This is a genomic window from Pseudomonas sp. P116, assembly GCF_020149425.1.
Classification (GTDB): Bacteria; Pseudomonadota; Gammaproteobacteria; order Pseudomonadales; family Pseudomonadaceae; genus Aquipseudomonas; species Aquipseudomonas anatoliensis.
Genome location: NZ_JACVHB010000001.1, coordinates 435,237 through 449,727 on the forward strand (window position 1 = coordinate 435,237; position 14,491 = coordinate 449,727).

At 60.0% G+C, this 14,491-nt stretch carries 8 protein-coding genes; 4 read left to right on the forward strand and 4 right to left on the reverse strand.

The genetic code is table 11. The features are described 5' to 3' along the window. Positions 1–250: 250 nt before the first annotated feature. The 4 genes from ligA to ICA15_RS02240 all read right to left on the reverse strand — a co-directional run bounded on the left by ligA (position 251) and on the right by ICA15_RS02240 (position 8,042). Positions 251–2,608: an NAD-dependent DNA ligase LigA gene (gene ligA, locus ICA15_RS02225; RefSeq protein WP_210553594.1), complete on the reverse strand. Its 2,358-nt coding sequence runs from the start codon at positions 2,606–2,608 to the stop codon at positions 251–253. 163 nt (positions 2,609–2,771) lie between these two features. Then, complete coding sequence (zipA, locus tag ICA15_RS02230; protein ID WP_150616729.1) at positions 2,772–3,632, reverse strand: cell division protein ZipA; 861 nt, start codon at positions 3,630–3,632, stop codon at positions 2,772–2,774. A 259-nt stretch (positions 3,633–3,891) separates the two neighbouring features. Next, positions 3,892–7,380, reverse strand: a complete 3,489-nt coding sequence (gene smc / locus ICA15_RS02235) for a chromosome segregation protein SMC (RefSeq protein WP_210553595.1) — start codon at positions 7,378–7,380, stop codon at positions 3,892–3,894. Positions 7,381–7,382: 2 nt separating this feature from the next. Next, positions 7,383–8,042 (reverse strand): GntR family transcriptional regulator, encoded by a 660-nt coding sequence (locus ICA15_RS02240; RefSeq protein ID WP_042558520.1) that lies wholly within the window; start codon positions 8,040–8,042, stop codon positions 7,383–7,385. A gap of 267 nt (positions 8,043–8,309) precedes the next feature. On the opposite strand from ICA15_RS02240, the gene xdhA reads away from it, so the two are divergent. From xdhA to guaD, 4 genes are all read left to right on the forward strand, one after another. Then, entirely contained in the window at positions 8,310–9,764 is a 1,455-nt protein-coding gene (xdhA, locus tag ICA15_RS02245) for a xanthine dehydrogenase small subunit (RefSeq protein WP_210553596.1), read from the forward strand. Further along, complete coding sequence (gene xdhB / locus ICA15_RS02250) at positions 9,757–12,156, forward strand: xanthine dehydrogenase molybdopterin binding subunit (RefSeq protein WP_210553597.1); 2,400 nt, start codon at positions 9,757–9,759, stop codon at positions 12,154–12,156. The genes xdhA and xdhB overlap by 8 nt, the downstream gene beginning before the upstream one ends. A 71-nt stretch (positions 12,157–12,227) precedes the next feature. Then, positions 12,228–13,085: a xanthine dehydrogenase accessory protein XdhC gene (xdhC, locus tag ICA15_RS02255; RefSeq protein ID WP_150601355.1), complete on the forward strand. Its 858-nt coding sequence runs from the start codon at positions 12,228–12,230 to the stop codon at positions 13,083–13,085. Positions 13,086–13,098: 13 nt separating this feature from the next. Beyond that, positions 13,099–14,403, forward strand: a complete 1,305-nt coding sequence (gene guaD, locus ICA15_RS02260; protein ID WP_210553598.1) for a guanine deaminase — start codon at positions 13,099–13,101, stop codon at positions 14,401–14,403. The last annotated feature ends 88 nt before the right edge of the window (positions 14,404–14,491 follow it).

The window sequence follows — 14,491 nt, forward strand, 5'->3', positions numbered from 1 at the left end:
GCTGGTGATACCACCACAAGTATTGTCCAGCACTGTGGAGCCAGGCAGCCCCTTGTGGCGAGGGGATTTATCCCCGCTGGGTTGCGAAGCGACCCCAAAACCATCCGCCCTCATTCAGTCAGACACACCGCGCGGACTGGTTTTGCGACGACTGCGTCGCCGAACGGGGATAAATCCCCTCGCCACAAAAGCCCTCACTTCTTCAAGGCCCTGCTTTCCCCAAAGCCCCACTCTTCCTGACGAGGAAGATTCAGGCGGAGATGCCATGGGTTTTGAGGAAGGCGATAAAGGTTTCTTCGTCCATCACTTTCACGCCCAGCTCATTGGCCTTGGTCAGCTTGGAACCGGCGCCGGGGCCTGCAACCACGCAATGAGTTTTCGCCGAGACCGAACCAGCGACTTTCGCACCCAGACTTTCGAGGTGATCTTTAGCGACATCGCGGCTCATCAACTCGACCTTGCCGGTCAGCACCCAGGTCTCGCCGGACAGCGGCAAGCCTTCGACGACTTTCTTCTCGCTCTGCCAGTGCATGCCGAAATCACGCAGTTGCTTCTCGGAAGCCTCGGCAAGCTGACGATGCTCCGGCAGTGCAAAGAATTCACGCACGGAGTTCGCCTGCTTCTCCGGCAACGCCTGGCGCATGTCCAGCCAGTCGGCGTTCATCACGGCTTCCAGCGAACCGAACTTGTCCGCCAGTTTTTGCGCCCCGCCCGGGCCGACCGAGGGGATGTGCAGCTTGTCGAGAAAGCCACCGAGCGTAGTGCTTGCGGCGAACTCGGCGCCCAACTCGCCTTGATCCTGAATCTGCAAACCATGGCCCAGCAATTCGCTGATCACCTGTTGGTTATGCGCATCTTCAAAGAAGCTGTGAATCTCGTGTGCCACTTCCAGACCCACATCCGGCAGGTAGGTCAGCACTTGCGGCAAGGCTTGCTGCACGCGTTCCAGCGAACCGAGCGAGCGTGCGAGCACCTTGGCGGTCTCTTCGCCGACATCGGGAATGCCCAGCGCGTAGATGAAGCGCGCCAGCCCCGGCGTCTTGCTGTCGGCGATGGCTGCCAGCAGTTTGTTGCTGGAGACTTCGGCGAAGCCTTCCAGATCGACGATGTCATCGAACTTCAATGCGTACAGATCCGCCGGTGAGCTGACCAGACCTTCGTCGACCAATTGCTCGACGCTCTTGTCGCCCAGCCCTTCGATGTCCATCGCACGACGTGAGACGAAATGAATGATCGCCTGTTTCAGTTGTGCGCCACAGGCCAGCCGCCCGACGCAGCGATACACTGCGCCCTCACTGACGGTTTCCTTGCCTTTGCTGCGCTTGATCAGTTGCGTGCGCTCGACGTGTGAACCACAGACCGGGCAGTTTTCCGGGATCGCCACCGGCCGCGCATTTTCCGGACGGCGTTCGGTGACCACTTGCACCACTTGCGGAATCACATCACCGGCGCGACGGATGATCACGGTGTCGCCGATCATCAGGCCCAGTCGTGCGACTTCATCCATGTTGTGCAGCGTGGCATTGGCCACGGTAACGCCCGCAACCTTGACCGGTTTCAGACGCGCCACCGGGGTGACAGCGCCGGTGCGGCCAACCTGGAATTCCACGTCGAGCAACTCGGTGAGTTCTTCCATAGCCGGGAATTTATGCGCGATCGCCCAACGTGGTTCGCGAGCGCGGAAACCCAGCTCACGCTGATCGGCAATGCTGTTGACCTTGAACACCACGCCGTCGATTTCGTAGGTCAGCGAGTTGCGTCGTGCGCCGATGTCGCGGTAGTAATCCAGGCACTCGCCAATGCCCTTGGCCAGTTTCAGCTCATGACTGATCGGCATGCCCCACTTCTGCAACTGTTTGAGGTTGCCGATGTGCGTATCGGAAATATCGTGAGAGACCTGACCGATACCGTAGCAGCAGAATTCCAGCGGACGGTTGGCGGTGATCTTTGAGTCAAGCTGACGCAGACTGCCGGCCGCCGCGTTACGCGGGTTGGCGAAGGTCTTGCCGCCGACTTCCAGTTGCGAGGCGTTGAGGCGCTCGAAACCGGCCTTGGACATGAACACTTCACCACGCACTTCCAGGGTCGCCGGCCAGCCTTCGCCGTGCAGCTTCAGTGGGATATTGCGCACCGTGCGCACGTTGACGCTGATGTCTTCGCCAGTGGTGCCGTCACCGCGCGTGGCGCCGCGCACCAGTACGCCATTTTGATACAGCAGGCTGACCGCCAGGCCATCGAGCTTTGGCTCGCAGCTGTATTCCACCACCGAACTGCCGCCGAACAGATCGCCGGCCGGCAGATCCAGACCTTCGGTCACCCGACGGTCGAACTCGCGCATATCGGTTTCTTCAAACGCGTTGCCGAGGCTGAGCATCGGCACTTCGTGACGCACCTGCGTGAACGCGGTGAGCGCCACGCTGCCGACGCGCTGGGTCGGCGAATCGCTGGTGATCAGGTCGGGGTTGGCCGCTTCCAGCGCCTTGAGCTCATGAAACAACCGGTCGTACTCGGCGTCCGGAATGCTCGGCTCATCGAGAACGTGATAACGGTAGTTGTGCTGATCGAGTTCAGCGCGCAGCTCTAGAATGCGGTTTTTGGCGGCGGTCATGGGTGTTCTCTCATAAAGCAAAAGAGCAGCCGAGGCTGCTCCATTTCAATACATCATTCGCGGCGGATTCAAAAGATCGCAGCCTTCGGCAGCTCCTACAGAAATCAAAAACTCTGTAGGAGCTGTCGAGTGAAACGAGGCTGCGATCTTTTGATCTTCAGCCTTAACGCTTGTGGGTCAGGGCGCGGCGCTCGAATTCGACGATGCGCTGACGGTAGTGCTCGATGGTCTGCGCGGTCAGAACGCTGCGCTGGTCATCTTTCAGCTCGCCGTTCAATTCCTGGGACAGCTTGCGGGCTGCGGCCACCATCACGTCGAAGGCTTGCTTCGGATGACGCGGGCCTGGCAGGCCGAGGAAGAAGCTCACCGCCGGGGTGCTGAAATGGTCGATATCGTCCAGATCAAAGATGCCCGGCTTGACCGCGTTGGCCATGGAGAACAGCACTTCACCGTTGCCGGCCATGCTTTCGTGACGGTGGAAAATATCCATCTCGCCAAAACGCAGACCGCTTTCCAGAATGTTCTGCAACAACGCGGGGCCTTTGAAGCCGGCGGCGTCGCGGCAGATCACACTGATCACCAGAACTTCTTCGGCTTGCGGTTGATCCTTTTCGACCACGGCAGGCGCTGGCTTGGCGTCTTCAACAAAGTCATCACGGCTGCTGAAGCTCGGGCCGCCGTCCAGATCCAGATCGAGGTTCAGGTCGCCCTGGGCCGGACCGTTGCTGCCGCGCTTGCCACGTTTGGCGCCGGATTCGCGAGGCTCGCGTGCTTCGCGGGCCGGCATGCTCACCGACGGCAGATCGTGCTCGTCCAGTTGCGGTTCCTTGTGTGTGTCCAGTACGCGGGCCGGGCCCAACAGCTCAGGGCTGGTGTCCTCGTCCGGCAGGTTGGACAAACTTCGATCAAGACGGAATTTCAGTTTTCCCTTGCCGCCGCGCATCCGGCGCCAGCCATCGAAAAGAATACCGGCTATCACAATGATGCCGATGACGATCAGCCACTCGCGCAGACCGATTTCCATGTAATCCCGTGCCTCTATAAAAAATGCTGAAAAATAAGGGGTTTACACTGTGCAAACCGCTTTAAAACGTGGCGCCAACTCTATGTTCTGACAGGCGTTTTGCCCACGTATACGAAAAATTGACATTAAACTAGCACGACCATAGACAACTTTACACCGTCTGTCTCATCGGCTTGCGCGAATATGTCGATTGGCCAGCAAGTCGAGCCCGGTAAAAAAGTCCTACAAACCCCTAATACCTTTCCCACAAGATGCCGAATCAGGCATCCACCATCGCCATCGCCTCCTCGACATCCACCGCGACCAGTCGCGAACAACCCGGTTCATGCATCGTCACGCCCATCAACTGCTCGGCCATTTCCATGGCGATCTTGTTGTGAGTGATATAGATGAACTGCACGGTCTGCGACATCTCTTTGACTAAGCGTGCGTAGCGTCCAACGTTAGCGTCATCCAGCGGCGCGTCAACCTCATCGAGCATGCAGAACGGCGCCGGGTTCAACTTGAAGATCGCAAAAACCAGTGCCAGCGCGGTCAGGGCTTTTTCCCCGCCGGAGAGCAAATGGATGGTGCTGTTCTTCTTCCCTGGCGGCTGCGCCATGATCGTCACCCCTGTATCGAGTAGATCTTCGCCCGTCAGTTCCAAATACGCGCGTCCACCACCGAAAACTTTTGGGAAAAGCGCCTGTAATCCGCCATTGATCTGATCAAAGGTATCCTTGAAACGGTTACGGGTTTCCTTGTCGATCTTGCGGATAACGTTTTCCAGGGTTTCCAGCGCTTCGACCAGATCGGCGTCCTGCGCATCCAGATAACGTTTACGCTCGGATTGTTGCGTGTATTCGTCGATGGCCGCGAGGTTGATCGCGCCCAGACGCTGAATCCGCGCGTTGATCCGTTCGAGTTCTTCTTCGGCTTCGCGTTCACTGGCTTGCGCCGTCAATGTGGCGAGCACGCCGTTGAGATCGTAGCCGTCTTCGAGCAGTTGATCCTGCAGGGCCTTGCGGCGCACGGTCAGGGCCTGCCACTCCATGCGTTGCTGTTCGAGCTGGCCACGGATCAGTTGCGATTGCTGCTCGGCTTGCGTGCGGCGCTTTTCTGCGTCGCGCAGTTCGCGGTCGGCATCTTCGAGCGCGATCTGCGCAGTCTTGAGTTCTTCATCGACGGTCATGCGCTTGTCGAGCAACTCTTCGAGTTTCAGGCGCAGCTCTTCCAGCGGTGCTTCACCCTCCTCCAGATTCAGACTCAGCTGTTCACGCTTTTCGGTCAGACGCTCGGACTGCATTTCCAGACGTTCCAACGCCTGGCGCGTGGAGTCGTGCTGCGCGCGCAGCGAGCCCAGGCGCACGGCCAATTGGTGCGCGTGATCCTTGTGCTGCCGCGCTTCCTGACGCACGCGATCGAGGCGTTCGCGCAGGCTGTCGCGCTGGGCCAGCAGCAACTCGCGCTGCTCGGTGTCCAGCGCCATCGCATCGAGGGCTTCCTGCAAGTGCATACGCGCTTCGCCGATGTGTTCATGCTCCAGCGCACGTTGTTCGCCGAGTTCGACCAGTTCTTCATCCAGACGAGTACGACGCAATGTCAGCTGCTCGGCCTTGGCTTTACCGGCGGACAATTGCGCTTTCAGTTCACCTTGCTGGCGCGCTTCGTCTTGCAGCAAACGCCGCAGATGCTCACGACCGTTTTCCTGCTGACGCTGCTGCGCGCGCAGGGTTTGCAAACGGTTTTCCATGGCTTCGACCGTGGCTTCGCGCTCTTCGCGCTCAAGGTGCAGCGCTTCGATTTCCTGGCCACGGGCGAGCATGCCGCTTTCGGCTTCGCTGGCCCGTCGTACGCGCAGAAAGTGCCGGCCGACCCAATAGCCGTCGCGGCTAATCAGGCTTTGCCCGGCGCTCAACTGGCCGCGCATGGCCAATGCCTGCTCCAGACTGTCGACCGGTTTGACCTGACCGAGCCACGGCGACAGATCGATCTGCGCCTCGACTTTGTCCAGCAGACTGCCCGCCACACGAACACCGTCGGTGCCAGGGCTGAGCAGGCGCAAATCGCCCTGAGTAAAACCGGACAAATCGAAACCGCTGAAATCATCGACCAGCACCGCTTGCAGATCGGCGCCGAGCACGGTTTCTACCGCCAGCTCCCAACCGGCCTCGACCTTCAGGCCTTCGGCCAGACGCGGGCGCTCGGCGAGGTTGTGTTCCTTCAGCCATTCGGCGGTGCCAGTGCCCGGATCGAGCGCCGCTTGCTGCAAGGCTTCAAGGGAGGCAAGGCGACCATTGAGACGCTGCAAATCGCCCTGCGCCTGCTGCTGCGCGGTCAGTGCTTGCTGCAATTCCTGACGCAGTTGCTCAAGCTTTTCGACCTGGGCTTCTTCGCTGGTCTGCAAATCTTCAAGGGTCGCTTCGGACTCGGCGAGTTGCTCGTTGAGTTCCATGATCGCCGCGTCTTCGGGGTCCGCCGAGAGCAACGCACGCTCTTCGCCGAGGCGCTTTTGGCGATCGGCCAGGCGCTCCATGCTGGTTTCGAGCTGCTGAATGCGCGACTGCTGCACTTCGGCCTGACGCCGTGGTTCGGCAGCGGTGAGGTTGAAGGTGTCCCACTGCTCCTGCCAGCCGTGCATGACGCTTTCGGAATCTTCGAGTGCAGCGGCGGCTTCTTCGGCGGCAGCGCTGGTGATTTCCTGCTCGGGGGTGAGCATGTCCAGCTCTTCGCCGAGGGTCAGCAGCAACGTGCGGTCGTGGCCCAGATGCGACTCGGTTTCCAGTCGTGCGCGCTCGGCTTCTTTCAAGTCGTCCTGCAACTGACGCAAACGTTGCTGGCCGTGCTGGATGCTCTGCTCGACCCGGGCGATGTCGCCGCCGACCGAATAGAAGCGGCCCTGCACCAGATTGAAGCGCTCTGACAGGTCGTGATGCCCGTCGCGCAAGCGTTCAATCGCCGCATCGGCGTTACGTTGCTCAGCGACCAGCGCTTCGAAACTGATTTCCTGAGTGCCGATGATCGACTCGCGCTGGCCGACCTGATCGTTCAAATCCTGCCAGCGCAGGGCCGACAGTTGCGCCTTGAGCTGACGCTCCTCGGCTTTGAATTCCTGATATTTCTTGGCGGACTCGGCCTGACGGTGCAAGCGTTCGAGCTGACGTTCGAGTTCATCGCGCAGATCGGTCAGACGGGCGAGGTTTTCGTGGGTGCGGCGGATGCGGTTTTCGGTCTCGCGTCGGCGCTCCTTGTACTTGGAGATCCCCGCCGCTTCTTCGATGAAGTTACGCAGGTCTTCAGGCTTGGACTCGATCAGCTTGGAGATCATCCCCTGCTCGATAATCGAGTAGCTGCGCGGGCCCAGACCGGTGCCGAGGAAAATATCGGTGATGTCACGACGACGGCATTTGGTGCCGTTGAGGTAATAAGTGGTCTGGCTGTCGCGGGTCACTTTGCGGCGAATCGAAATCTCCGCGTAAGCCGCGTATTCGCCCAGCAGCGTGCCGTCAGAGTTGTCGAACACCAGTTCGATACTCGCCTGACTCACCGGCTTGCGGCTGGTCGAACCGTTGAAGATGACGTCGGTCATCGACTCGCCACGCAGGTTTTTCGCCGAACTTTCGCCCATCACCCAGCGTACGGCGTCGATGATGTTCGACTTGCCGCAACCGTTCGGCCCGACGACCGCCGCCATGTTACTGGGGAAGTTCACCGTGGTCGGGTCAACGAAGGATTTGAATCCCGCCAGTTTGATGCACTTGAGCCGCACGCTTAGGCGACCGTCAGGGCAGACACCACCAGATCGCAGCTGCGCTGGGCGTAAGCCGTCAGCACGATGCGGATCTGCGGCAAATCGCGGGCGAGCACGGCAGCCAGCAAGCGCTCGAACAGTTCGAGGAACTCACTCATTTCGGCCTTGCGCTGTTCGAGGGCGAGGAAGTACGCACGGCTCATGGCCGGTTGCAGGTTCTCGACAGTTTCTTGCAGGTACGGGTTGTTGGCGAACGGATAGGCGGCGCGCATGACGTTGAAACTGTCATCGACGAACGTGCGGATGTCCTGACGCTCGTAGCTGGCGGTCAGGCGCTGCTGGATCTGCACGAACGGCGCCATGTCCGACTGGACCTGCCAGCCATTGGCCACCGAGTTGCCGAGCAGGATGTACAACTCGCTCATCAGCGTGCACAGGCTCTGCACCTTGTGCGCCGTCAGCTCGGTGACATGCGCGCCACGGCGCGGCAGGATCGCGATCAGGTGGCGGCGCTCGAGGATCAGCAAGGCTTCGCGGACCGAACCGCGGCTGACGTTGAGCGCCAGCGTGACCTTTTGTTCCTGGATGCGCTCTCCCGGCTTCATTTCGCCACGAATGATGCGTTCGGCGAGGTGGTGAGCGATTTGCTCGGCGAGGCTGTCCGGGGCCTTGAACGTCATGGTGTCCTTCAAATTCTATCGATCTGCACAAGCGGCGCAGTGTAGCGCAAATGCAAGGTCATGGCGGAGTGCCCACTCAGCGGTTTTTGGCACGATTCCCGCAAAAAGGCAGGGGACTCGATGAGGGTCAATACTGAATAGACAGGTTGTAGATCGACGAAATGGATTTTCTTGACCTTTAAGTCAGAAAACCATTGACCGAAAAGTCAGAGCTGCTAAATTCGGCTCAAGTCGCTTAACAACAATAATGAGTCTGCGAGGCCTTCCGTGATCCAGTTTTTACTTAACCAGGAACTCCGTAGCGAGCACGCCCTGGACCCGAATCTGACTGTGCTCAATTATCTGCGTGAACACGTCGGCAAATCCGGCACCAAAGAAGGTTGCGCCAGCGGTGACTGCGGCGCCTGCACCGTCGTGGTCGGCGAGTTGCAGACGGATGACGCTGGCCGCGAACATATTCGCTATCGCAGCCTCAACTCGTGTCTGACGTTCGTTTCGTCCTTGCACGGCAAGCAATTGATCAGCGTTGAAGACCTCAAGCACAAAGGCGAACTGCACAGCGTGCAGAAAGCCATGGTCGAGTGCCACGGTTCGCAGTGCGGTTTCTGCACCCCCGGTTTCGTCATGTCGCTGTTCGCGCTGCAAAAGAACAGCGATGCGCCGGATAACGCCAAGGCCCACGAAGCGCTGGCCGGCAACCTCTGCCGTTGCACCGGCTACCGGCCGATTCTGGCCGCTGCCGAGCAGTCGTGCTGCGCCAAGCAACCGGATCAGTTCGACGCCCGCGAAGCGGACACCATCGCCCGCCTCAAAGCCATTGCCCCCACCGATATCGGCGAACTCAACAGCGGCGACAAGCGCTGCCTGGTGCCGCTGACCGTCGCCGATCTGGCCGATCTCTACGATGCTTACCCACAAGCACGCCTGCTGGCGGGCGGCACCGACCTGGCGCTGGAAGTCACCCAGTTCCACCGCACGCTGCCGGTGATGATCTACGTCGGCAACGTCGCCGAAATGAAGCGCATCGACAGTTTCGATGACCGCATCGAAATCGGCGCCGCCACCAGCCTCTCCGACTGCTACGAAGCGTTGAACGCAGAGTATCCGGACTTCGGCGAACTGCTGCATCGCTTCGCTTCCCTGCAAATCCGCAATCAGGGCACCCTCGGCGGCAACATCGGCAACGCCTCGCCGATCGGTGACTCGCCGCCCCTGCTGATCGCCCTCGGCGCGCAGATCGTGCTGTGCAAAGGCGAAACCCGGCGCACCCTGAACCTGGAAGACTACTTCATCGATTACCGCGTCACTGCGCGTCAGGAAAGCGAATTCATCGAGAAGATCATCGTCCCGCGTGCCAGCGCCGAGCAGTTGTTCCGCGCCTACAAAGTCTCGAAGCGTCTGGACGACGACATCTCCGCCGTCTGCGCCGCGTTCAATCTGCGCATCGAAAACGGTGTCATCAGCGATGCTCGCGTCGCCTTCGGTGGCATGGCCGCGATCCCGAAACGTGCGGCGCATTGCGAAGCGGTTTTGCTCGGTCAGCCATTCAACAACGCTGTGATCGAACGCGCCTGCGCTGCCCTGGCCGAAGACTTCACGCCGCTCTCGGACTTCCGCGCCAGCAAGGAATATCGCCTGCTCAGCGCGCAGAACCTGCTGCGCAAATACTTCATCGAACTGCAAACACCGCACATCGAGACTCGGGTGACCGCTTATGTCTAACCATCACGCCGTAGAGAAGACCCAGGCTGAGCTGGCCGAATTGTTCGCCCAGGACCTGACCACCGGTGTCGGCCGCAGCGTCAAGCACGACAGCGCCGCCAAGCATGTGTCCGGTGAAGCGCAGTACATCGATGATCGCCTGGAATTTCCCAATCAGCTGCACCTGTACGCACGCCTGTCGGACCGCGCTCACGCGAAGATCATCAGCATCGATACCAAGCCTTGTTATGCCTTCGAAGGCGTACGCATCGCCATCACCCACGAAGACGTCCCGGGCCTGAAAGACATCGGCCCATTGATGCCGGGCGATCCGCTGCTGGCCATCGACGACGTGCAGTTTGTCGGGCAACCGGTGCTCGCCGTGGCGGCGAAAGATCTGGAAACTGCACGCAAGGCTGCGATGGCCGCAATCATCGAATACGAAGACCTCGAGCCGGTGCTGGATGTGGTCGAAGCGCTGCGCAAGCGCCACTTCGTCCTCGATAGCCACACTCACCAGCGCGGCGATTCGGTCTCCGCACTGGCGACGGCCGATCATCGCATTCAAGGCACGCTGCACATCGGCGGTCAGGAACACTTCTACCTGGAGACGCAAATCTCCTCGGTGATGCCGACCGAAGACGGCGGCATGATCGTTTACTGCTCGACGCAGAACCCGACCGAAGTGCAGAAACTGGTCGCTGAAGTGCTCGACGTGTCGATGAACAAAATCGTCGTCGACATGCGCCGCATGGGCGGTGGTTTCGGTGGCAAGGAAACTCAGGCGGCAAGCCCCGCGTGCCTGTGCGCAGTGGTTGCGCATCTCACCGGCCAGCCGACCAAAATGCGCCTGCCGCGCGTCGAAGACATGCTGATGACCGGCAAGCGTCACCCTTTCTATGTCGAATACGACGTCGGCTTCGACAGCACCGGGCGCCTGCACGGGATCAACATGGAACTGGCCGGCAACTGCGGCTACTCGCCGGATTTGTCGGCGTCGATTGTCGACCGCGCGATGTTCCATTCGGACAACTCTTATTATCTGGGCGATGCGACCATCAACGGTCACCGCTGCAAGACCAACACCGCCTCGAACACCGCTTATCGCGGCTTCGGCGGGCCGCAAGGGATGGTCGCGATCGAAGAAGTGATGGACGCGATTGCCCGTCACCTGAACCTAGACCCACTCGCGGTGCGCAAGGCCAACTACTACGGCAAGACCGAGCGCAACGTCACCCATTACTACCAGACCGTCGAGCACAACATGCTCGAGGAAATGACCGCGGAACTGGAAGAAAGCAGCCAGTATTACGAGCGCCGCGAAGCGATCCGTCGCTACAACGCCAACAGCCCGATCCTGAAAAAAGGCCTGGCGCTGACCCCGGTGAAATTCGGTATTTCCTTCACCGCGAGTTTCTTGAACCAGGCCGGTGCCTTGATCCACATCTACACCGACGGCAGCATCCACCTGAACCATGGCGGCACCGAAATGGGTCAGGGTCTGAACACCAAAGTCGCGCAGGTTGTGGCCGAAGTGTTCCAGGTCGAAATCGATCGCGTGCAGATCACCGCGACTAACACCGACAAGGTGCCGAACACGTCGCCGACCGCTGCTTCCAGCGGCGCTGACCTCAATGGTAAAGCCGCCCAGAATGCCGCCGAGATCATCAAGCAACGCTTGGTTGAGTTTGCCGCACGGCACTTCAAAGTCAGCGAGGAAGACGTCGAATTCCATAACGGCCACGTACGTGTTCGCGACCACATCCTGACCTTTGAAGCGCTGATCCAGCAGGCGTATTTCAATCAGGTGTCGCTGTCGAGCACCGGGTTCTACAAGACCCCGAAAATCTACTACGACCGCAGCCAGGCCCGTGGCCGTCCGTTCTATTATTTCGCCTTCGGCGCGGCGTGCTGCGAAGTGATCGTCGACACCCTGACCGGCGAATACAAGATGTTGCGTACCGACATTCTCCACGACGTCGGCGCTTCGCTGAACCCGTCCATCGACATCGGTCAGGTTGAGGGTGGCTTCGTCCAGGGCATGGGCTGGCTGACCATGGAAGAGCTGGTCTGGAACAACAAGGGCAAGCTGATGACCAACGGCCCGGCCAGTTACAAGATCCCGGCGGTGGCGGACATGCCGCTGGATCTGCGAGTGAAACTGGTAGAAAACCGCAAGAACCCGGAAGACACCGTGTTCCACTCCAAGGCCGTTGGTGAGCCGCCGTTCATGCTCGGCATTGCCGCGTGGTGTGCGATCAAGGATGCGGTGGCGAGCCTCGGTGATTACAAGCATCAGCCGAAGATCGACGCCCCGGCGACCCCGGAGCGGGTGTTGTGGGGGTGTGAGCAGATGCGTCAGCTTAAGGCTGTGAAAGCCGTCGAAGCTGAAACCGAGTTGGCTCCGCTCTAGGACCGAGGCGCGGCCATCGCTGGCTTGCCAGCGATGAGGCCCGAACAGACAACAACGATGTCGAGGTGGATATGTACAACTGGATCGACGCCCTCGCCGACCTGCAGAACCAGGGCGAGCCCTGTGTGCTGGTGACGATCATCGAAGAGCTCGGCTCGACGCCACGCAATGCCGGCTCGAAAATGGTCGTCAGCGCCCGCCAGATCTTCGACACCATCGGTGGCGGGCACCTGGAATACAAAGCCATGCAGATCGCCCGCGAGATGCTCGCCAGCGGCAAGCAAGACACTCATCTGGAGCGCTTCAGCCTCGGTGCCAGTCTGGGTCAGTGCTGCGGTGGCGCCACGGTGTTGCTGTTCGAACCGATGGGTCAGGTGCAGGCGCAGATCGCCGTGTTTGGCGCCGGCCATGTCGGTCGCGCCTTGGTGCCGCTGCTCGCCAGCCTGCCCTGCCGGGTGCGCTGGATCGATTCCCGGGAAGAAGAATTCCCCGCGCAGATTCCCCACGGCGTCCGTAAAATCGTCGCCGAAGAGCCTGTGGATGAAATCGATGACCTGCCCGCCGGCAGTTATTGCATCGTCATGACCCACAATCATCAATTGGATCTGGAACTCACCGCCGCCATCCTCAAGCGCAACGATTTCACCTGGTTCGGCCTGATCGGCTCGAAGACCAAACGCGCCAAGTTCGAACACCGTCTGCGTGACCGCGGCTTCGACGCCAGCGTCGTGCAACGCATGCGCTGCCCGATGGGTATTGGCGAAGTCAAAGGCAAGTTGCCCGTGGAAATCGCCATCTCCATCGCCGGCGAAATCATCGCCACCTATAACGCCAATTTCGGCCAGCACACAGCCAGCGCCGAACCGATTGCCAAACTGCTGCCCCTTTCGCGCCGCAGTCCGGCCACCAAACTCAAAGCCTCAAACTGATTAGAGAACCCTCATGCCTCTGACTCGCAAAGCCTACCGCGCCGCCATCCTGCACAGCATTGCCGATCCCGCCGAAGTCGGTATCGAAGCCTCCTATGAATATTTCGAGGACGGCCTGCTGGTGGTCGATGGCGGCAAGATCAGCGCCATCGGCCACGCCAGCGAATTGCTGCCGACGCTGCCGGCAGACATCGAAATCAACCATTATCAAGATGCCCTGATCACTCCGGGCTTTATCGACACCCACATCCACCTGCCACAAACCGGCATGGTCGGCGCCTACGGCGAGCAACTGCTCGACTGGCTCAACACTTACACCTTCCCGTGCGAAAGCCAGTTCGGAGACAAGGCGCACGCCGATGAAGTCGCTGACATTTTCGTCAAGGAACTGCTGCGCAACGGCACCACCACGGCGCTGGTGTTCGGCAGCGTTCATCCGCAGTCGGTGAACTCATTCTTTGAAGCGGCCGAGAAACTCGATCTGCGGATGATCGCCGGCAAAGTGATGATGGACCGCAACGCGCCGGACTACCTCACCGACACCGCTGAATCCAGCTACGTCGAGAGCAAGACGCTGATCGAGCGCTGGCACGGCAAGGGTCGCCTGCACTATGCGGTCACCCCGCGTTTCGCGCCGACCAGCACCCCGGAGCAACTGACCCTCGCCGGGCAATTGCTGACTGAATACCCGGATCTGTACATGCAGACCCACATCAGCGAGAACCTCAAGGAAATCGAGTGGGTCAAGGAACTGTTCCCGGAGCGCAAGGGCTACCTGGACGTTTACGATCACTACAAGCTGCTCGGCGAGCGCTCGGTATTCGCCCACGGCGTGCACCTGTGCGACGACGAATGTGCGCGGCTGGCGCAAACCGGCTCGGCCGTTTCGTTCTGCCCGACGTCGAACCTCTTCCTGGGCAGCGGCTTGTTCAATCTGCCGATGGCCGAAAAGCACAAGTTGAACGTGGGTCTGGGCACTGACGTTGGCGGCGGCACCAGTTTCTCTTTGCTGCAAACACTGAACGAAGCCTACAAAGTGATGCAGTTGCAGGGCGCGCGTCTGAGTCCGTTCAAGTCGCTGTATCTGGCGACCCTGGGTGGCGCGCGGGCGCTGCGTCTGGAAGACAAGATCGGCAACCTGCAACCGGGCAGCGACGCTGACTTCCTGGTGCTGGATTACAACGCCACGCCGTTGCTGAGCTATCGCTTGAAACAGGCGAATAACATTGCCGAGACGTTGTTTGTGTTGATGACGCTGGGCGATGACCGGACGGTGGCGCAGACTTATGCGGCGGGTGCGCTGGTGCATCAGCGCTAAGTTTTCACAGGCACAAAAAAATCCCCCGGTACTTTTCAGTCCGGGGGATTTTTTTTGCCTGTCAGATTGCTATCGCTGGCAAGCCAGC